This is a genomic window from Nostoc sp. FACHB-888 (assembly GCF_014696655.1).
Classification (GTDB): Bacteria; Cyanobacteriota; Cyanobacteriia; order Cyanobacteriales; family Nostocaceae; genus Nostoc.
Genome location: NZ_JACJQM010000027.1, coordinates 53,361 through 74,004 on the forward strand (window position 1 = coordinate 53,361; position 20,644 = coordinate 74,004).

A 20,644-nucleotide genomic window follows, 5' to 3' on the forward strand; every position below is an offset into this window, starting at 1 on the left:
TGTTTGATACCGAAACGCAAGCAAAGCTGAGATTATCTGCCTGGACTGAATAGTTTTATATGAGAATTGCCCTATTCACTGAAACCTTTTTACCCAAGGTTGACGGCATTGTAACGCGTCTGCGCCATACTGTTGACCATCTACAGCGCAGTGGTAATCAAGTGCTGGTAATTGCCCCTGATGGAGGCATCACAGAACACAAAGGCGCTAAAGTTTACGGCGTTACTGGCTTTCCTTTGCCATTGTATCCAGAATTGAAAATGGCACTTCCCCGCCCAGCCATTGGGTACGCCTTAGAAGAGTTTAAGCCAGATATTATTCATGTCGTGAATCCAGCAGTTTTAGGTTTGTCTGGGATATTTTATAGCAAAATCCTCAAAATCCCCTTAGTAGCGTCTTATCACACCCATTTACCCCAATATCTCCAACATTACGGCTTAGGGATGCTGGAGGGTTTTCTTTGGGAACTCCTGAAAGGCGCTCATAATCAAGCAGCTTTAAATCTGTGTACTTCCACAGCAATGGTGGAGGAACTGACAGCACATGGTATTGAACGTGTAGATTTGTGGCAGCGTGGCGTGGATACGGAACTATTTCATCCCGATTTAGCTAGTGTAGAGATGCGATCGCGCCTATCAAAAAATCATCCAGAAAGTCCATTGCTACTTTACGTGGGGCGGCTTTCGGCTGAAAAAGAAATTGAGCGCATCAAACCAATTTTAGAAGCAATTCCCGAAGCGCGGTTAGCATTGGTTGGGGATGGACCTCACCGTGAAGCATTGCAAAAACACTTTGCTGGGACAAACACTTATTTTGTTGGATATCTCATGGGGCAAGAATTAGGTTCTGCCTTTGCGAGTGCTGATGCCTTTATCTTTCCTTCTCGTACGGAAACACTGGGTTTAGTATTACTAGAAGCAATGGCAGCTGGCTGTCCAGTAGTAGCAGCCCGTTCCGGGGGGATTCCTGATATTGTCACAGATGGAGTAAATGGATATCTTTTTGAGCCAACAGCAGATGTTCAAGGAGCGATCGCCCCTGGCGTTGGCGGAGCCATCGCCGCTACTGTTCGCCTCTTAGAACAAAAACAACAACGAGACATCATCCGTCAAAATGCTCGCCGGGAAGCAGAAATTTGGGGTTGGCCATCTGCCACTAAGCAGCTACAAGATTACTACCAAAAGGTAATATTTTCTGAAAAGTTGGCAAAATAGGGTACTGGAGAGTCTGGAAATAAGGGAGTAGGGGAAGCAGAGGAAGAAGCAAGGGAGCAGGTGGTCACTGAGCTTAGTCAAAGTTGAGCAGGGAGCAAAGGAGAAGAGTTTTCCCTCAGCAAGAACCGCACCCCGCCCCTCTGCCTCTTTTCAATGCCCCATGCCCAATGCCTCATGCCCAATGCCTCATGCCCAATGCCTCATGCCCAAAATCTAAAATTCCCATGACACTCCCTAACTCTGGCAGCGTCTTGGCTACATTAACTGAATTAACTCAAGTTAATCGTACTCACGCCCTACTGCGTCGTGTTAAAGATTTATCTGTTAACGAATTTGTTTGCTTACTCGACTTCATAACGGCTGAGTTCCAGCAATTTCTTAGAGCCATTGAACTGATCAATAATGAAACTCTAGAAATTATGTTGGAGAAGGTGCTAGAAGCTATCACCCTCAAAATTGGTCAAATCCTGCAAGCAGAACATACAGCTATTTTTTTAGTTGATTATGATAAAGGTCAACTGTGGTCAAAAGTTCCCCAAGATAATACCCAAAAGTTTTTAGAAATTCGGACTCCCATTACAGCAGGTATTCCCGGTCATGTTGCTAGTACAGGTCAATATTTAAATATATCTGAAACTTATACTCACCCTCTATTTAGCCCAGAACTTGAAAAACAAATGGGCTACAAAATACATAATATTTTATGTATGCCTGTTCTCAGTAGCAAAAACCAGACTGTAGCGGTAGTGCAACTGGCTAATAAAACCGGGAATGTTCCGTTTAATTATGATGATGAAGAACGGTTTCGAGACTTCGCCGCTTCTATTGGGATTATTCTGGAAAGCTGCCAATCTTTTTATGTAGCAGCTCGCAATCAACGAGGCGCAACGGCTCTGTTGCGGGCAACTCAAACACTGGGGCAAAGTTTGGATTTAGAAGCAACTTTGCAGATAGTCATGGAGCAAGCTCGAATTTTAATGCAAGCAGACCGCAGCACACTGTTTTTATATCGTAAAGATATGGGCGAACTCTGGACGAAAGTTGCAGCGGCGGCAGATGGCACAAATTTAATAGAAATTCGCATTCCTGCGAACCGTGGCATTGTTGGCTATGTGGCCTCCACTGGTGAAGCATTAAATATTTCTGATGCCTATAAAGATCCGCGTTTTGATCCGACTATAGATAGAAGAACTGGGTATGTAACTCGCAATATTCTGTGTTTGCCAGTATTTAATTCGGCAAATGAATTAATTGGTGTTACACAATTAATTAATAAGCAACAAAGCAGTTTTACCGCTTCTGATGAAGAGTTTATGCGGGCTTTTAATATTCAGGCAGGAGTTGCTTTAGAAAATGCTCGCCTATTTGAAAATGTGCTGTTAGAAAAACAGTATCAAAAAGATATTTTACAAAGTTTATCAGATGCGGTGATTTCTACAGATATGGCAGGACGCATTGTTACGATTAATGATGCGGCCCTAGAGTTGCTGGGCTGTCCTATAAAAGATGCTAATAGTAAGAACAACAAGCTTTCGTGGGAACAAAATTTGATTGGTCGCCTAGTTTGGGAAGTTGTGCCAATTGAAAATCTCCAAATCCGGCTAGAAGATAGTTTAAAAACTGGAGCTAAACATTATGTGCCAGAGCAAAGTTTGATAGTAGGAATTTTTCAAGTTAAGAGTGAGGAGTTAGAAGTTAAAAATGAGACTCAAGAATCAAAATTCAGGACTCTGGACTCAATTTTAGCAGTCTGCGATCGCACTAACCCCGATATTTTCATTCCCTGGAATCTACCCCTTACTCCCCAATCTGAATTTCTCACCACTGATGAGGTGCAAAAATTAGAACGTAGCACGAATCTGACTGTCAATCCCCTAACTAACCCAGAAGGGGGTGTCCGGGGTGGTTTGGTGGTGTTAGAAGACATCAGCCAGGAAAAACGGATGAAAACTACTATGTCCCGCTACCTAACACCCCATGTAGCCGAGCAAGTTATGGCTTTGGGGGAAGACGCTTTAATGGTGGGTGAGCGCAAGGAAGTAACCATTTTGTTTTCTGATATCCGTGGCTACACAACACTTACAGAAAATCTCGGTGCAGCTGAAGTGGTATTGCTGCTCAATCAGTATTTTGAAACGATGGTGGAGGCGGTTTTTAACTACGAAGGCACTCTCGATAAGTTTATTGGTGATGCCTTAATGGCGGTATTTGGTGCGCCGATACCGCTAACTGAAAATCATGGTTGGAGGGCTGTGCAGTCAGCGTTAGATATGCGACAACGGTTAGAAGAATTTAACCATCGACGAATTATTCAAGCGCAGCCACAAATTCATATTGGCATTGGGATTAGTTCTGGAGAAGTGGTTTCGGGTAATATTGGTTCCCGCAAACGGATGGATTATACCGTAATTGGAGATGGCGTAAATTTAAGTTCGCGCTTGGAAACGGTAACTAAGGATTACGGTTGTGATATTCTTTTAAGTGAATTTACTTACCAGCTTTGCAGCGATCGCATTTGGGTGCGCCAGTTAGATAAAATTCGAGTCAAAGGAAAACACCAGGCTGTAAATATCTACGAGTTAATTGGCGATCGCACCATCCCTCTAGATGCCAACACTCAAGAGTTTTTATTTCACTATCATACTGGACGATCAGCTTATTTATCGCGCAACTTCTCACAAGCGATCGCCTGTTTTGAAGCTGCCAAATGCATCAAACCCCAAGATCAAGCTGTTGATATCCACATAGAACGGGCGCGTAATTATCAACAAACGCCGCCTCCAAAGTCTTGGGATGGTGTCTGGACAATGGTTACTAAGTAGTCATTTGTCATTTGTCATTCGTCATTCGTCATTTGCCCAATGCCCCATTCAACCTTCAACCTCTCCCTGATCATCCTTAAATGGATCTTCGCCAATTCTTAGCTCTATCTTTGAGCGTTTCAACTGTTGCCATAGATCCCTTATTTGTTCGTAAGCTTCACCTGGAGGCAGTTTTCCATTTGTTTCTAAGTTACAGATGTAGCTTACTCGTTGGGCAAATTCCTGTAGATTAGCATTAAAAACCAAGTTTTCTGGCTTTACCTGACCGTAGTAGCGACCGCGAGGGTAAAGAAAATCATCCTTGTTCACTATTTTGTTCTCCAATTTATCAACTCCCCTTGTGTTTGAATCTCTAAAGCTGAATCATTTGCTACCCTGATATCTACTTTTGTCACAAAAGAGTAAAGAGGCAGGGTAGAAGACCCATACATAAATGTAGTTGCTCTGAAACCCTTGACTGCTGGAAACTTCCAAATGCTCCCCACTCCCTTGCTTCTTTGGTCAGACTGCGGTAACTCGAACTATTAAATTTCTTTTCTAACTTAATGATGCGGGAATTAATTGATTTAGATTTTGAGACTAGAAAATAAAGCCTGAAATACTTTTACTGTAAAAGTTACAAAAAAATTTCTCCTAAAGTAACTAAAGAGAATAGTTTGACTTCCGTCCCAGTTGTAAATTTATCTTATCTTAATTTATGAAGTTCTGACTGTAATTAACTTCGGTAAAAACTCTGAGTTACATTTTGCTAAAAAACACCCGCATTTATAGTAATCATCATTTTTGCAAAAATAACTACAGATTTTTAGTGCAAAACTGCTTAAGTAAATATACTATGCGTGAAAGCGAATTGTCCTCTGTTAAAAGTTAGAGATTCAGTTGTAAACTACCCCATAGCCAGAAGCTGGAGGCTTTCAGCAGCCCTGATGTGGCTTACAAGATTGCAAGACAACACCGAACCTCCGAGCATGGTGAATGTTTAGCAACTTTCTGCTGACCAGTGGACAAAAAGAGGGAAAGGAGAAAATAGCTAAAGTGAGAAAATTTTCCTCTGTGCCCGTCTGCCTAATTACCCTTGTCCTCGCACCCTCTTAAATAATCATCAATGGCTAATAGTTAATAACTAAAGATAAAATGGTAAAGCCTCAAAGGACAGATTTTGTCCATCGCCTAGAACTTTACTGCCACCATGTCTGTTAATTCCAAGTTATACGAAGGCAAAGCCAAAATTCTTTATACAACAGACGATCCGGAAGTCTTGTTGGCCGATTTTAAAGACGATGCCACGGCGTTTAACGCCCAAAAGCGCGGCAGTATCCAAGAAAAGGGAAAGATTAATTGTAGCATTTCCACCCAGCTTTTTAAACAGTTGGAGGCAAATGGTATAAAGACTCACTTTATTGACAGCCCTACCCCAAATCAGATGCGGGTGAGAGCAGTAAAAATTTTACCCTTAGAAGTGGTTATCAGAAATATTGTTGCTGGCAGTTTGTGTCAGCAAACAGGATTACCAGTGGGTACAATTCTGAAACAGCCTTTGGTTGAATTTTATTACAAAAACGATCAATTAGGAGATCCTTTGTTGACACGCGATCGCCTGTACCTGCTAGAACTAGCTACTCCGGAACAAGTAGACGCAATTACACATCTAGCATTGCAAATCAACGAATTTCTCCAGAAATTTTGGCAACAATGTGGCATTACCCTAGTAGACTTCAAACTAGAGTTTGGTTTGGACTCACAACAGCAGTTGCTCTTGGCAGACGAAATTAGCCCAGACACCTGCCGTTTGTGGGATACCGCAGAACAAGACTCAAACCGCCGGGTAATGGATAAAGACCGCTTTCGCCGGGACTTAGGAAATGTAGAGGATGCTTACCAGGAGGTTTTACAAAGAGTGCTAAAAGCAGTAGAGAGTAATAATTAAGTGGGTAAAAATCAATTAAACTCGTGTGGATTGTCCTTTGTTATTGTTATTCATCAATGACTAATGACTATTTGTGATGGTGTGTGTGGTCGTGAAGAGGAATCAAAAGTAAAATGCGTTTATCTCCCTTATTGCTGGCAGCAGTAGCAATTGCAGCCCCTTTGGGCAGTTCATTGAGTGCAAGTGCAGAAACCGCCAACAGTTCAAAACAGACAACAGAAGTTTTGACACTAGAAACAAATCAGCAGCCAGAAAAGGACACAGGTCAGGTTCAATCTAGTAAAAGTCTAGAATCTCGATCTAATCCCACAGAGGTTATGGAGGCGGATAAATCCCGCATTGTCGCAGTTTACCCTGCCAATCCAGCAGCGATGCCTGCGGCGGGCTACGCCTACGTGGCACCAAAGGTAAAAGTGCCAACCTCCACAACCCCAAAAACTGCACAAACCCCTCCAATAGATCCTAATTCTAATCAGCAGCCCTCTCCCGCTCCAGACATTCCACCGCCAGAAATTCAACAACCAACGCTTTCCCCAACTCCTGAGACAACTCCAGTTCCAGAAAATGTTAATCCACCGATAACGGAACCTTTATTACCCACTACTCCAGAACCATCTACTGCTCCTGATGTTCCATTCCCAGATGGTCAACAACGAACACCTGCTCCAAACCCAGGTGGGACTCCCAGTCCGCAGAATGTTAACCCGCCGACAACTCCGGGAGAGACTCAACCCAACACAGCCCCAGAAGCCAATGACCCCCGCGTGCTGGTGTCGGAAGTATTGATTAGATCACAAACTGGCCAACTATCACCAGAACTGGAAGAACAAGTTTACAAAGTACTTCGTACCCAACCAGGACGAACGACAACCCGCACCCAACTGCAAGAAGATATTAACGCCATCTTTGGTACTGGCTTCTTCTCCAACGTGCAAGCAGCGCCAGAAGATACCCCCTTGGGAGTCCGGGTGAGCTTTGTTGTACAGCCTAACCCCGTTTTAAGCAAGGTAGAAGTGCAAGCCAATCCTGGCACTGGTGTTGCTTCTGTACTCCCAGCTAATACTGTGGATGAAGTCTTTAAAAATCAGTATGGCAGAATCCTCAACTTACGTGAGTTACAAGAAAACATCAAGCTGTTAAACAAGCGGTATCAAGACCAAGGTTACGTACTAGCTAACGTGATTGGAGCGCCACAAGTCTCTGAAAACGGGGTTGTTACCTTGCAAATAGCAGAAGGTGTAGTAGAAAACATTCGAGTCCGATTCCGCAATAAAGATGGTCAGGAGACAGACGAGAAGGGACAACCAATTCGCGGACGGACACAGGATTACATCATTACGCGAGAAGTGGAGTTGAAGCCAGGACAAGTATTCAATCGCAACACAGTGCAAAGAGACTTACAGCGAGTGTATGGACTAGGACTGTTTGAAGATGTGAATGTCTCCCTTGACCCTGGTACTGACCCCAGCAAGGTGGATGTAGTAGTGAATGTAGCTGAACGCAGTAGTGGTTCTATTGCAGCCGGGGCAGGGTTTAGTTCTGCTAGTGGACTTTTTGGAACAGTTAGCTATCAACAGCAAAACCTGAACGGTAGAAACCAAAAACTGGGGGCAGAGGTACAAATAGGAGCGCAGGAGTTATTCCTGTTTGATGCGCGGTTTACAGACCCCTGGATTGCCGGAGATCCCTACCGGACTTCCTACACAACCAATCTTTTTCGCCGCAGTTCTATTTCATTGATTTTTGATGGCAAAGATCAAGATATTAGGACATTTCAAGAGGGACAAACAGATGATGGCGATCGCCCCCGCATTCTCCGTCTAGGTGGCGGTGTCACCTTTACCCGCCCCCTTTCCTCCAATCCTTACAAAACTTCGGTATGGACAGCCTCAGCCGGTTTCCAGTATCAAAGAGTTTCCGCCCGTAATGCCGATGGCGATATCAGAGAAACAGGAGCGGTGTTTGACGACGATGGGAACCGCATTAGCGGCGAAATTCCACTTAGCTTCTCTGGTTCGGGTGAAGACGATTTATTGCTATTGCAACTAGGGGCACAGCGCGATCTCCGTAATAACCCTCTGCAACCCACTAACGGTTCTTATCTCCGCTTCGGAGTAGACCAGTCAGTACCTGTGGGACAAGGCAACATTTTGCTGACCAGATTGCGGGGTAGTTACAGCAAATATTTACCCGTTCAATTGATTAACCTCAGCAAAGGGGCGCAAACCTTAGCATTTAATATTCAAGCGGGAACCATCCTTGGTGACTTGCCTCCCTACGAAGCCTTTACCATTGGCGGTAGCAACTCCGTCCGAGGTTATGAAGAAGGAGCATTAGCTAGTGGACGCTCTTATGTGCAAGCATCAGTTGAGTATCGGTTCCCAGTTTTTTCAGTAGTCAGCGGCGCACTATTTTTTGATATTGGCAGTGACCTGGGAACTAGTACCCAGGCAGCTGAAGTGCTCAATAAGAACGGTAGTGGCTACGGCTATGGTCTCGGCGTACGCGTCCAGTCTCCACTGGGGCCAATTCGTATTGACTACGGTATCAACGATGACGGTGATAGTCGGATTAATTTCGGTATTGGCGAAAGATTTTAACTTGTCATTAGTCAGTTGTCATTGGTCATTAGTGAATCACAAAGGACAAGGGACAACTGACAAAGGACAAATGACAATTATCTTTTTTGGATTAGCTTGCTAATTTTTACATTTACCTCAATACTGTTCCGATAAAGGGATTAATGACATTAATAAGGGAATATCAGGGATTTTACCAAAACAGACCATGAACAATACTAAAAGAAATATACTGACTTTTAGACCATGCAACAGCACACCCTAGCTGCCCAAATCACCCAAATAGGGGTGGGATTGCATAGCGGTGTGAGTACCCAGGTGCGGATACTACCGGCTGAGGCAGGAAGTGGACGCTACTTTGTGAGGGTGGATTTACCGGATTTGCCGATCATTCCAGCGCAAGTTGCGGCAGTTAGTCACACTGTTCTCTCAACTCAGTTGGGTAAGGGTGAGGCATATGTTCGCACGGTAGAACATTTGTTGGCAGCCCTTGCGGGTATGGGTGTAGATAATGCCCGGATTGAAATTGATGGTCCAGAAGTTCCACTTTTAGATGGTTCAGCAAGTGTATGGACAGCCAATATTGCCCAAGTTGGCTTAGTATCACAACCCTTTAACAACGAAGCTCCCAAGGCTATTACAGAACCAATATGGGTCTATCAAGGCGATGCCTTTGTATGTGCCCTCCCAGCACCAGAAACCCGCTTTAGTTACGGTATTGATTTTGACCTGCCCGCTATTGGTAATCAATGGCACAGTTGGTCACTAACTGCTGAACTTGAAAACGCTTCTGCTAACTTTGCGACAGAAATCGCTCCTGCCCGCACTTTTGGGTTACTGCATCAAATTGAACATTTACAACAAACAGGGTTAATTAAAGGTGGCAGTTTGGATAATGCACTCGTTTGTGGACCAGAAGGCTGGTTAAATCCACCATTAAGATTTGCAAATGAGCCAGTCCGTCATAAAATCTTGGATTTAGTAGGAGATTTAAGTTTACTAACAACTTTTCCTATTGCTCATTTCTTAGCGTATAAAGCCAGTCACAATTTACACATCCAACTGGCTCAGAAAATTTTAGATTTTGGATCTGCTCTAAAGGTTAAAATCCAGGATTATTAAGGCTTTTGATATACGCCTGCCTACTCCATCAAATAAAACATTTACCACACGGCCAATGTCAATCCTCACTGAAGTGAATACCATCGATACAACTACATCTACCAAACCACAGGCTATAAATGAGACTACAATCAACTCTGAGATTAAAACAACTTTTACATCTGAAGAAATTCAGAAATTGCTACCCCATCGCTATCCATTTTTATTTGTAGACAAAATAATTGACTACATCCCAGGTAAAAAAGCTGTTGGCGTTAAAAATGTTACTATCAACGAACCCCATTTCCCAGGACATTTCCCTGAACGACCACTGATGCCAGGGGTGCTAATTGTCGAAGCAATGGCACAAGTTGGAGGCATTGTTTTAACTCAAATGTCTTCGGTAGAAGGCGGACTCTTCGTCTTCGCTGGTATCGATAAAGTTCGCTTTCGCCGCCAAGTTGTACCCGGAGATCAACTAGTCATGACGGTGGAACTGTTATGGGTAAAACAACGTCGTTTCGGTAAGATGCAAGGTCGTGCTGAAGTTGACGGTCAACTTGCTTGTGAAGGGGAATTAATGTTTTCTCTAGTTAACTAAAAGTTTGCTTTCGTGGTATTGGCATAGCCGTGAAATGCCCTTGCTGAATCCTGAAAAAGGATGAAAGTAAAAAAATCCACAACAGCATCTGATAATTTCTTGATTTTCGACGCCCTCTTTACGAGACGCACTCACAAACACACTTAACTTGCTTTGCCCGACACTTTCGTTCACTGAAATACTTAACGCTCAACAATGCCAGTCGCCTCAAATGGGATGGCAGTCAGTATAACTCTCTTAACCAGGGTAACGCACTGCTTTAAAAACCCCACCCGGCGCTGGCTTATCAAGACAGTTCTGGAGATTCACCCTTGAAAACGCTAATTCATCCAACTGCTGTAATTCATCCGAAATCGGAACTCCACCATACAGTGCAAGTCGGTGCCTATGCTGTGATTGGAGCGCATGTCAAAGTGGGCCCTGAAACAATAATCGGCGCTCATGCTGTGTTAGAGGGGCCTTGTGAAATTGGGGCGCAAAATCAGATTTTTACAGGTGCAGCCATCGGCATGGAACCCCAGGATCTCAAATTTGTGGGAGAACCAACCTGGGTCAAAATCGGTGATAACAACTTAATTCGTGAGTACGTTACTATTAACCGCGCTACTGGTGCTGGTGAAGCAACAGTGATTGGTGATGGTAACTTACTGATGGCTTATGCCCATGTAGCTCATAACTGCGTGATTGAAGACCAGGTGGTGATTGCTAACTCTGTGGCGTTGGCAGGTCATGTCCATATAGAGTCACGCGCTAGGCTGAGTGGGGTTTTAGGTGTCCATCAATTTGTGCATATTGGTAGACAGGCAATGGTGGGAGGCATGGCACGGATTGACCGGGATGTGGCCCCATATATGCTAGTGGAGGGAAATCCGGCGCGGGTGCGAACCCTCAACCTTGTGGGACTCAAACGCTCTGGTATGGACTCAGCAGATTTGCAAATGCTGAAAAAAGCTTTCCGCATCCTCTACCGTTCTAATTTGTCCTTTAAAGATGCCTTGGAACAACTAGAACTGTTAGGGAATAGCGAAGAATTGCAACATCTGCGTCGCTTTCTGCTACTTTCTCAGATGCCAGGAAGGCGTGGTTTAATTCCCGGTAAGGGGAAAAAAGGCGCGAGTGATGAATCGTGAGATGTGAGATATATCATGTCCGCCAAATTACCCACAATCAAAGCACCCCTCCCCGCAAGCGAGGAGGGGGCAAGAGTGCAGGTGGCAAAGATGCCTAGACATGATAATTATGAGTTATGAGTTGATGAATTAAATTTCTCACTCATAACTTAATAACTCTTGATTTTTACTAATTACCATTATCAAATGCGGATATTCATCAGCACTGGCGAAGTATCTGGCGATTTACAAGGGTCGCTGCTAATTACAGCCCTGAAGCGTCAAGCTGTGGCGATTGGGTTGGAATTAGAGATTGTGGCGCTGGGTGGTGAAAAAATGGTGGAGGCTGGGGCAATTCTGCTAGGCAATACCAGTAGTATTGGCTCAATGGGTATTTTAGAAGGGCTGCCTTATATTTTACCGACTCTCCAGGTGCAACGTCAGGCGATCGCTTCCCTAAAACAAAATCCACCTGACTTAGTGGTGCTGATCGATTATATGAGTCCGAATCTGGGAATTGGGACTTATATGAAACGGGAGTTACCAGATGTGCCTGTGGTGTATTACATCGCTCCCCAAGAGTGGGCTTGGTCAATCAGCTTGCGTAACACTAAGCGAATTGTTGGTTTTACAGATAAGCTGTTGGCAATCTTCCCACAAGAAGCCCGTTACTTTCGCCAGCAAGGGGCAGAAGTTAGTTGGATAGGGCATCCTTTGGTTGACCGAATGCAAGACGCTCCGAGCCGCCAAGCAGCCCGTGCAAAATTGGGGATTGCGCCAGAACAAATTGCGATCGCACTTCTCCCTGCTTCTCGTCGCCAAGAACTAAAATATCTTTTACCAATTATTTTTCAAGCTGCCCAAACTATTCAAGCTAAATTACCTGAAGTTCATTTCTGGATTCCCCTATCTTTGGAAGTCTATAGAAAACCAATTGAGGAGGCTATTAAGCGTTACGGTTTGCAGGCTACAGTTTTATCAGGCCAACAAAAGGAAGTTTTTGCTGCGGCTGATTTAGCCATCAGCAAATCTGGTACTGTCAACCTAGAACTTGCTCTGTTAAATGTGCCGCAAGTTGTAGTTTACCGCTTAAGTCCCCTAACTGCTTGGATAGCTCGTAAAATCCTCAAAGGTTCTGTAACTTTTGCATCGCCGCCTAACTTAGTAGTGATGAAGCCGATTGTGCCAGAATTTTTACAAGAGGAAGCCACAGCAGAAAATATTATCCAAACAGCGATGGAACTGCTACTCAATCCCAGCCGCAGAAACCAAACTTTGGTAGATTATGAAGAAATGCGGCAAAGTTTAGGAGAAGTTGGCGTGTGCGATCGGGCTGCTCAAGAAATTTTGCATATGGTGGCGGGGATTAGGGATTAGGGATTGGGGACTAGGGACTAGGAAAATTTTGTATATTTAATACTCAATACCCAATCCCCAATCCCTTTAGAGGTGTCATGGCTCATGAGATGAGAAAACAACGAGCGATCGCAGTTGACTTATTCGCTGGTGCGGGCGGTATGACTTTTGGCTTTGAGCAAGCTGGTTTTGATGTACTAGCGGCTGTGGAAATTGACCCCATCCACTGTGCAACACATGAGTTTAACTTCCCCTATTGCTCAGTGTTATGTAAAAGTGTTGTGGATACAACTGGGGAAGAAATTAGAAGTCGTTCTAAAATTGGCGATCGCGAAATTGATGTGGTAATTTGTGGCTCACCATGTCAAGGATTTTCTTTAATTGGTAAACGAGTTGTTGATGATCCACGAAACTCTTTGGTATTTCACTTTCATCGGCTGGTTTTTGAACTAAAACCAAAATTTTTTGTGATGGAAAATGTTCGGGGGATCACAGTTGGTAAACATAAACAAATCCTCCAATCTTTAATTAGCGAGTTTAAAATTCACGGCTATAAAGTGGAAGAAAATTACCAAGTTCTCAATGCTGCAAATTACGGAGTACCACAGTCCCGTGAGAGATTATTTCTCATAGGTGCAAGGGAAGATGTAGAGTTAGCAAAATATCCTCAGCCCATTACTAAACAAGCATTATCAAATAATTTAACTTTTAAAAAAATATCTGATATTCCATTAAGCCCTACAGTATGGGATGCGATTAAAGATTTACCTGAAATACAGAAATATCCTGAGTTACTAATAAGAGATTGGGTTATAGCAGAATACGAAAAGCCTAGTAACTACGCTCGTGTACTTCGCGGATTAAAATTCCTAGACGATGATTATTCTTACAAACGTGAATATGATTTCCGAATACTTTCTTCAAGTTTAAGAACAAAACATTCTGTAGAAACTATTCAACGTTTTCAGGAAACTCAACAAGGCGAGAGAGAAAAAATTAGTCGTTTTTATAAGCTGCATCCGGCTGGTGTTTGCAATACTTTAAGAGCCGGAACAGATAAGTACAGGGGTTCTTTCACATCTCCTAGACCAATTCATCCATTTACACCGCGCTGTATCACTGTCAGAGAAGCAGCGAGATTACATTCTTACCCCGATTGGTTTAGATTTCATGCAACCAAATGGCACGGATTTAGACAAGTAGGTAACTCTGTGCCACCGTTACTAGCAAAGGCTGTGGCGGCGGAAATTATTCGCAGTTTGAATATTTCGCCTTTGAAGCCCAGTTTTCAATACAAGTTGGGAGAGGAGAAGCTACTACAATTGAATATGTCGCAAGCGGCACAATATTATCAGCGTGACTGATAATAAGACACTTTGTAATACGTACAAGGTTGAGCTAAGTCCAGCTACGGAAGAATGTAGTATCTTCCCAAATATCAGCAGTTTGCCTTGCGATCGCTGTTAATTCTTCCTTTTTAAGAGGCACAAAAGCCCGCGCTATCTTAACATTATTCTCTAATTGTGAAACAGTCTCTGCTGCAATTACACAACAATGAACTCCAGGTTGAGACATTGTGTAACCTAAAGCTTGCTCCATACCTGTCAATCCACCCGGTTTAAACAGCCGTCCATAAGCCGGAACTTTCATCGCAATCACACCAACATTTTTTTCTTGAGCAACTGGTAAAACCACCGGGATAAATGGCTGTGGGTGGTGTTCATCGGCGGCATTCACAGGAATCAGTGTACTGTGGAAAGGATAGCGACGCAAGCCTTCAGCAATCACTTGAGGGTCATGATGTCCGGTAATACCTGCGAAACGCACCAATTTTTGTTGTATGGCTTCTTCTAAAGCTTTGATTGCACCAGATGGACTAAAGATGGTGTCGAGTTCTTCAGAAAAAGACACGCGATGCAACTGCCACAAATCGAGATAATCTGTATTGAGACGTTTAAGCGATCGCTCTAATTCTCGCCATGCACCATCGCGATCTCTTTGATCAGTCTTGCTTGCTAGAAACACCTTTGAGCGATGGGGTGGTAGCACTTTACCTAAATAATCTTCACTTGGCCCATAACTAGCCGCCGTATCAAAATAACGAATACCAAGTTCCAACGCCCTTTGAATAATTGCCGCAGCATCATCCTCTTTTCCTTCCCAGGATAGCGGCGTTTGCCCTGCTCCTCCTAACCCGAAGATAGGGAGTTTTACTTCCGTGCGTCCCAGCATCCGTTCTGGCATACTTGCTGGCGTTGTTGCGGTGTTGGTAGGATTTTGCCCAAAAGCATTAGTTGCCACAATACCTCCAGTTACAGCAATGCTGGTTATTAGGAAATTACGCCGCGTTTTTCCTTCTGTCATGATTGGCTCCGGGGGCGAAATTACTTTTATTATAAATTTTAGCTAGGGGGAATTAATGTCAGAAAGCAAAATTACTGATACAGGAACACTACGAAAGCGCTGATCATTGGTTAAAAAAGTAGAGTATTGAGTCAATAGTGCTGTTGCTGCATGGATAGCATCTGTTCCACTCGTCTGGAGATTTTGCTGATTGAGTAAGGCTAGCTTCACGCCTAATCAAATAACAGCAATAATATTTAAAAGATTACGAGTCTGAATGTTTATAAATCGGCATCCTTTCCTGCTAGAAAGTAACTAAATGGGTAGACAAAAATAAAATAATTATACCTTTGGTTGTTGATAGAGGGCTATAAATTGCTTTAGCTTATTATTCGGGTACAACTATTAAATTTGTCTCTGCCAATAGGTAAGGATTCAACTCAATTAAGTGGCTTCCATAGATACTCGTTTGACCGACTAATTATTGCTACAGCCAGATTTCATGATTTTCCTTTGTTAACTGCGAATGAAAAAAAATCTTAACTATACTGATGTGCAAACTCTTAAGTAGTGCTAGCACTTGAGTACTAATTCACCCCAACTTATCTCGTCTGCTTTGCGATAATTCCGCTTTATTTGCTCCGTAATTCTGTTATGACCTCGAAAGATCCTGTTGCCTCACCCGTGAATGGATTGGTTTTATCCGAAGAAGCCTTTTTCTTTGAGCGATCGCTCGATCTGCTGTCGGTCATTGGTCTGGATGGCTACTTTAAGCGGATCAACCCCGCATTTACCCAAACCCTTGGCTACTCAGAAGCAGAATTATTAGCCAGTCCTTTTTTAGACTTCGTGCATCCAGACGACCACTCCGCCACGTTAGCAGAAATGGAGAAGGTGAAAATCGGGATACCAACGCTCAATTTCGAGAATCGTTACCGGACGAAAAATGGTTGCTACCGATGGCTGGGATGGACAGCATCACCGCAGATTTTCTGGGGATTGCTATACTGCGTTGCCCGTGACATGACCCAGCAAAAAGAGACCGAAGCTGCCCTACAACGCGCCAACCAGGAGCTAGAACAGCGCGTTGCCGAACGGACTGCCCAGTTAGAACAGGCAAATGCAGTCTTGGCAGAACGAGAAGCCTTGTATCGAACGCTGACACAACACATCCCCAATGGCGCAGTTCACCTGTTTGATCATGACCTGCGCTTTTTGCTCATTGAAGGTAGTGAAATCAAACAATTGGGATTAGATGGAGCGGCACTGGTGGGGCAAACTATTTGGGAAGTCCTGCCTCCAGAAACCTGTGAGCAAATTGAACCGATCTATCGTGCAGCACTGGTGGGACAAATTTCAGTCCAGGAAGTCCTTTACTCCAATCAGATTTATGAAGTACATACTTTACCTGTCCGCAATGAGCAGGGTGAGATTTTTGCAGGCATGGTACTCACCCAAAACATAACGTATCGCAAGCAGGTTGAAGCAGAGTTACAAGAAAGCAAAGCAATACTACAACGGCAACTAGCTGAGATTGAAAGCATCTACCAGTCTGCCCCAATTGGATTGAATGTTCTCGATACCAACCTACGCTTTGTGCGGATTAACCAGCGATTGGCAGAGATCAATGGATTTTCCATAGAGGAACACATTGGGCGAACAATTCGAGAGTTATTGCCTAACATCGCTGATACTGCCGAAGAGTTGCTGCGCCCTGTCTTAGAAACGGGAGAACCGCTACTGAACGTCGAAATTCGGGGGGAAACTCCGGCACAACCGGGAGTAAAGCGTGTGTGGTTGGAGAGCTTTTTGCCGTTAAAGGATGGCGAGCAGATAATTGGCATCAATACCGTTTGTCAAGAGATCACCCATGTCTACGACGAGCTTCGCTTACGCAAACAGGCAGAAGAAGCCCTGCGGGAGAATGAAGATCGCTTGCGGATAGCGATCGCCTCTGCTCAATTGGGAACCTGGGATTGGAATCTAGTTACAGGAGAATTGAAATGGGATACTGGCTGCAAAGCCATGTTTGGGCTACCACCCGATGCCGAGAGTAGTGGAGAGGTGTTTTTTGAGGGCTTACATCCCGATGATCGCGATCGTCTTCAGGAAATTATTCAAGAGGCGTTTAACCCAGCATCAGGTGGCTCTTATGACACTGAGTATCGAACGATCGGCATTCAGGATAAAGTTGAACGCTGGCTGAGGGCGAAAGGGCAAGCCTACTTTGATGCAAACGGAAAACCGCTCCGCTTCATTGGTACGGTGTTGAATATTACGGAGCAAAAACGAACCGAAGCGCAATTAATTCATGATGTTTTTCACGATTCACTAACTGGACTGCCAAATCGTGCTTTATTTGTCGAAAGATTGGAGCAGGCGCTGGCGCTAACAAAACGTCATTCAGACTACAGATTCGCTGTCCTGTTCCTAGATGTGGATCGCTTTAAAGTTATCAACGATAGCCTTGGTCATATAATTGGGGATCAATTGCTAACGGCACTGGCACGCAGATTAGAAAGGTGTCTCCGTGCAGGAGATACAGTTGCCCGTTTGGGTGGAGATGAGTTCACAATCCTATTAGATGATATCAAAGATTTAAATGATGTAAAAAATGTAGCTAACAGAATAAATGTAGCTTTGACAGGAGCTTTTAATCTTGGTGGAAATGAAGTAATTACTACTGTAAGTATTGGTATCGCTTTAGGCACAAGCACTTATAATCTGTCAGAAGAACTCATCCGTGACGCTGACATTGCAATGTACCGTGCTAAAGCATTAGGAAAAGCACGCTACGAAATATTTGATTTTAGTATGTACACTCAAGCTGCCGAGTTATTACAGTTAGAAATGGATCTACGACGAGCAATTGAACGCCAAGAATTCCAGGTTTACTATCAGCCAATTGTCTTGTTAGAAACTTATCAGATTATTGGCTTTGAGGCTCTTGTGCGCTGGCAACATCCTGAACATGGAATTATCTCTCCAGAAAAGTTTATTCCCTTAGCAGAAGAAACTGGGCTGATTGTGCCGATTGGTTATTGGGTGTTACGCGAAGCTTGTCGTCAGATGCGGGCTTGGCAATTGAAATTTCCTACTAACCCACCCTTAAGCATCAGTGTCAATATTTCTAGTAAACAGTTTTTCCATCCCAATTTGATTGAGAAAATTCGCCAAATTCTGCTCGATTCTGGTTTAGAAGGCAGCAGTTTAAAGTTGGAGATTACTGAAACCGTACTGATGAAAAATTCTGACTCAGCCACTGCTATGCTTTTGGAATTACAACAGATGAATATTCAGTTACATCTAGATGATTTTGGCACAGGTTATTCATCCTTGAGCTACCTGCACCATTTTCCCTTTAGTGCATTGAAGATTGATCGTTCATTTGTTATCAACATTGGTGCTAATGGAGAAAACTTGGAAATTGTTCAGGCGATTATTTCTTTAGCACAAAGTCTTAACATAAATGTGATAGCAGAGGGTATAGAAACAATAGAGCAATTAACTCAACTTAAAATTAAAAAATGCAACAACGCACAAGGATATATTTTCTCTCAGCCACTTGATAGCAAGTCGGTAGATGCATTAATCGCATCTAGCTTGTACTTTCAGCTAAATTAATAGCTGTTAGGTTTGTCAAATTTAACGCTTATTAGAACTTACGCACTGTACAAAGAAATCATCTTGTGTATCAACGTAAAGACGTTGTTTTAGGCTTTTATAAACCCCTTTTGTTGGTTGCGATCGCTTGGTGAATAATAGAAAAATCAAGTTAGAAGCGCTGAAAATCATACCTCTTATTTTGATTTTTATGTCAATGCGTAAGTCCTAGATTATCTTCAGCTTGAATGCCGTGATGCTACCAATCCTAAGTGTTGGGATATCGCATTTCATCATGTCATAACTAATAAATCCGAAAACCTAAGAAAATATCTTCTATCTCAGGGTTCCCATTTACAGGGAAAAACAACATTTTAAAAATCTTTAAAGTTTTATAGTGAAAACATACTTGAATTTATTATAATTGCTGTAAAAACAACAGCTTTAGACTATTTTTCTGCGTCTTTGGGTGAGTCTTAAATATTAGCGTTCCTTTGTGATCACAGAAGTACCATTACTAATACTTACTTTTTGAATAAGAACCTCAGAGCAAGATGATAAAATATCAGTGCTGATTTGATTAGCAATAAATTCAAAATCTTGGTTTGTTAATCCCTGTGCAGTATCGCCGCTTAAGTTAATACAAATAGTTAGAGGTTGAGGATTACTAGAAGAGTCTTCATTATCTACTGCTTCTAGTTCAGCTTCTGCTATGCCTAAGTTAAACTCTTTACTCCAAGCTGGAAACTCTTTTCCAGTTTGTTGCCCGTGAACTTTCACTATTTCAATAGATTCAGCCCCTAAAGCGGTTAACCCTTTGCGAATAAATGGAACTAAAATTTGCTGATTTAGTACTTGGGGAGATTCTAGTATTACCTCCAAGCAAGTATCTTGGAAGGCAACCTGTGCAGTGATCCCTTTGGGGCGTAAGTGGCGGTTCATCAGAGATGCGATCGCCTGGGTATCTCCGTGTTTTGCAAGTTCCAGAATATTCGGCTGTGTCATAATCACTAAAAGAGAAAATCTAAAAAAATAAACTTATATTCTCAGGATTCCCTCTTGACAGCGTTAAGTAACATTATGATGCAAGATATCAGCTAACCTGGGCTAAAATGTCTAGGATAAAGATAGTCATTCACAGACTTTTGCAAAAAATAGATTTTCCCTGTATCAATATCAAAAACTCTTGTTTTTGTGCTTGCCATAACAAGATTAATATTAATCAGTTTAATTACAATTTTTAATATGAAGTTTTATCGAGATCATGCTTGGCCCTCGACGCTCGAAGAAGCCATAGTTATCCAAGAAAAGCTGCGAGATCAAGTAATTACTGAGGATCAATTCCAAGAACCTATCCAGTACGTTGCTGGAGTGGATATGGGTTTTGAAGCTGATGGAACCATTAGCCGTGCAGCTGTCGCAGTACTGAGTTTTCCTGATTTACAAGTAATCGAAACAAGCCTAGCACACCGTCCTACAACCTTTCCTTATGTTCCTGGGTTCCTCTCATTTCGGGAAATTCCAGCTGTTCTCGATGCCCTGGAGAAGATTAAAACAACACCAGATATCATCCTGTGTGATGGTCAAGGAATTGCCCATCCTCGCAGATTAGGTATAGCTAGCCATTTAGGATTACTCATAGATATGCCGACAATTGGTGTAGCCAAGTCCAGGTTGGTAGGTAAGTATGAGGAATTGCCAGAAACAAAAGGCAGCAGACAACCACTTATATATAAAGGTGAAACAGTTGGGGCAGTTCTACGCACACGCGTAGGAGTAAAACCTCTCTACATCTCCAGTGGCCATCGAGTTAGTTTACCGACAGCGATTGACTATGTATTACGCTGCACGCCCAAATATCGGCTGCCAGAAACTACGCGCATCGCTGATAAATTAGCGTCGGCTAAATAAAGCTTGTTGAAATATTTCTAAAATACTTGCTTGTACCGACTCAAGCGTGTTAGGAATCGCACAGAAAGAAGTTGAAGT

General features: G+C 43.1%; 14 protein-coding genes. 11 read left to right on the plus strand and 3 right to left on the minus strand.

Features of this window, described 5'->3' with window-relative positions; all coding sequences use genetic code 11:
* The first annotated feature begins 59 nt into the window (after positions 1-59).
* Together H6G26_RS18245 and H6G26_RS18250 are read left to right on the plus strand one after the other, a co-directional pair.
* On the plus strand, positions 60-1,214 hold the full coding sequence (locus H6G26_RS18245) for a glycosyltransferase family 1 protein (RefSeq protein WP_190730591.1): 1,155 nt from the start codon (positions 60-62) through the stop codon (positions 1,212-1,214).
* 224 nt (positions 1,215-1,438) lie between these two features.
* A complete protein-coding gene (locus H6G26_RS18250) occupies positions 1,439-4,036 on the plus strand; it encodes a GAF domain-containing protein (protein WP_190730592.1) in 2,598 nt (865 codons plus the stop codon).
* A 48-nt stretch (positions 4,037-4,084) separates the two neighbouring features.
* Here the strand turns inward: H6G26_RS18250 and H6G26_RS18255 are convergent, their stop codons facing one another.
* A complete protein-coding gene (locus H6G26_RS18255; protein WP_190730619.1) occupies positions 4,085-4,348 on the minus strand; it encodes a hypothetical protein in 264 nt (87 codons plus the stop codon).
* Positions 4,349-5,225: 877 nt separating this feature from the next.
* Here H6G26_RS18255 and purC point away from each other — a divergent pair.
* The 7 genes from purC to H6G26_RS18290 all read left to right on the plus strand — a co-directional run bounded on the left by purC (position 5,226) and on the right by H6G26_RS18290 (position 14,073).
* Entirely contained in the window at positions 5,226-5,963 is a 738-nt protein-coding gene (purC, locus tag H6G26_RS18260; protein ID WP_190730593.1) for a phosphoribosylaminoimidazolesuccinocarboxamide synthase, read from the plus strand.
* Between the two features lie 113 nt (positions 5,964-6,076).
* Positions 6,077-8,563 (plus strand): BamA/TamA family outer membrane protein, encoded by a 2,487-nt coding sequence (locus tag H6G26_RS18265; RefSeq protein ID WP_190730594.1) that lies wholly within the window; start codon positions 6,077-6,079, stop codon positions 8,561-8,563.
* Positions 8,564-8,788: 225 nt separating this feature from the next.
* Positions 8,789-9,664, plus strand: coding sequence for a UDP-3-O-acyl-N-acetylglucosamine deacetylase (gene lpxC, locus H6G26_RS18270; RefSeq protein ID WP_190730595.1), 876 nt, complete (start codon positions 8,789-8,791; stop codon positions 9,662-9,664).
* 55 nt (positions 9,665-9,719) lie between these two features.
* Positions 9,720-10,244: a 3-hydroxyacyl-ACP dehydratase FabZ gene (gene fabZ / locus H6G26_RS18275; RefSeq protein WP_190730596.1), complete on the plus strand. Its 525-nt coding sequence runs from the start codon at positions 9,720-9,722 to the stop codon at positions 10,242-10,244.
* Positions 10,245-10,555: 311 nt separating this feature from the next.
* A complete protein-coding gene (lpxA, locus tag H6G26_RS18280; RefSeq protein WP_190730597.1) occupies positions 10,556-11,374 on the plus strand; it encodes an acyl-ACP--UDP-N-acetylglucosamine O-acyltransferase in 819 nt (272 codons plus the stop codon).
* A 186-nt stretch (positions 11,375-11,560) separates the two neighbouring features.
* Entirely contained in the window at positions 11,561-12,730 is a 1,170-nt protein-coding gene (gene lpxB / locus H6G26_RS18285) for a lipid-A-disaccharide synthase (RefSeq protein ID WP_190730598.1), read from the plus strand.
* A 77-nt stretch (positions 12,731-12,807) separates the two neighbouring features.
* Positions 12,808-14,073 carry a DNA cytosine methyltransferase gene (locus H6G26_RS18290; RefSeq protein ID WP_190730599.1) on the plus strand — a complete coding sequence of 422 codons (1,266 nt, stop codon included), beginning with the start codon at positions 12,808-12,810 and terminating at the stop codon, positions 14,071-14,073.
* Between the two features lie 34 nt (positions 14,074-14,107).
* Here H6G26_RS18290 and H6G26_RS18295 read toward each other — a convergent pair whose 3' ends face one another.
* On the minus strand, positions 14,108-15,073 hold the full coding sequence (locus tag H6G26_RS18295) for an aldo/keto reductase (protein WP_190730600.1): 966 nt from the start codon (positions 15,071-15,073) through the stop codon (positions 14,108-14,110).
* A 633-nt stretch (positions 15,074-15,706) separates the two neighbouring features.
* On the opposite strand from H6G26_RS18295, the gene H6G26_RS18300 reads away from it, so the two are divergent.
* Positions 15,707-18,676, plus strand: coding sequence for an EAL domain-containing protein (locus tag H6G26_RS18300; RefSeq protein ID WP_190730601.1), 2,970 nt, complete (start codon positions 15,707-15,709; stop codon positions 18,674-18,676).
* Positions 18,677-19,138: 462 nt separating this feature from the next.
* Here the strand turns inward: H6G26_RS18300 and H6G26_RS18305 are convergent, their stop codons facing one another.
* Positions 19,139-19,660: a hypothetical protein gene (locus H6G26_RS18305; protein ID WP_190730602.1), complete on the minus strand. Its 522-nt coding sequence runs from the start codon at positions 19,658-19,660 to the stop codon at positions 19,139-19,141.
* 240 nt (positions 19,661-19,900) lie between these two features.
* Between H6G26_RS18305 and nfi the strand changes: the two genes are divergently transcribed.
* A complete protein-coding gene (nfi, locus tag H6G26_RS18310; RefSeq protein ID WP_190730603.1) occupies positions 19,901-20,566 on the plus strand; it encodes a deoxyribonuclease V in 666 nt (221 codons plus the stop codon).
* Positions 20,567-20,644: the final 78 nt, after the last annotated feature.

Excerpts from the sequence above, each read along its gene's own strand:
- H6G26_RS18245 (WP_190730591.1), top strand. The coding sequence starts at position 60 with ATGAGAATTGCCCTATTCACTGAAACCTTTTTACCCAAGGTTGACGGC.
- H6G26_RS18250 (WP_190730592.1), top strand. The coding sequence starts at position 1,439 with ATGACACTCCCTAACTCTGGCAGCGTCTTGGCTACATTAACTGAATTA.
- purC (WP_190730593.1), top strand. The coding sequence starts at position 5,226 with ATGTCTGTTAATTCCAAGTTATACGAAGGCAAAGCCAAAATTCTTTAT.
- H6G26_RS18265 (WP_190730594.1), top strand. The coding sequence starts at position 6,077 with ATGCGTTTATCTCCCTTATTGCTGGCAGCAGTAGCAATTGCAGCCCCT.
- lpxC (WP_190730595.1), top strand. The coding sequence starts at position 8,789 with ATGCAACAGCACACCCTAGCTGCCCAAATCACCCAAATAGGGGTGGGA.
- fabZ (WP_190730596.1), top strand. The coding sequence starts at position 9,720 with ATGTCAATCCTCACTGAAGTGAATACCATCGATACAACTACATCTACC.
- lpxB (WP_190730598.1), top strand. The coding sequence starts at position 11,561 with ATGCGGATATTCATCAGCACTGGCGAAGTATCTGGCGATTTACAAGGG.
- H6G26_RS18290 (WP_190730599.1), top strand. The coding sequence starts at position 12,808 with ATGGCTCATGAGATGAGAAAACAACGAGCGATCGCAGTTGACTTATTC.
- H6G26_RS18295 (WP_190730600.1), bottom strand. The coding sequence starts at position 15,073 with ATGACAGAAGGAAAAACGCGGCGTAATTTCCTAATAACCAGCATTGCT.
- H6G26_RS18300 (WP_190730601.1), top strand. The coding sequence starts at position 15,707 with ATGACCTCGAAAGATCCTGTTGCCTCACCCGTGAATGGATTGGTTTTA.
- H6G26_RS18305 (WP_190730602.1), bottom strand. The coding sequence starts at position 19,660 with ATGACACAGCCGAATATTCTGGAACTTGCAAAACACGGAGATACCCAG.
- nfi (WP_190730603.1), top strand. The coding sequence starts at position 19,901 with ATGAAGTTTTATCGAGATCATGCTTGGCCCTCGACGCTCGAAGAAGCC.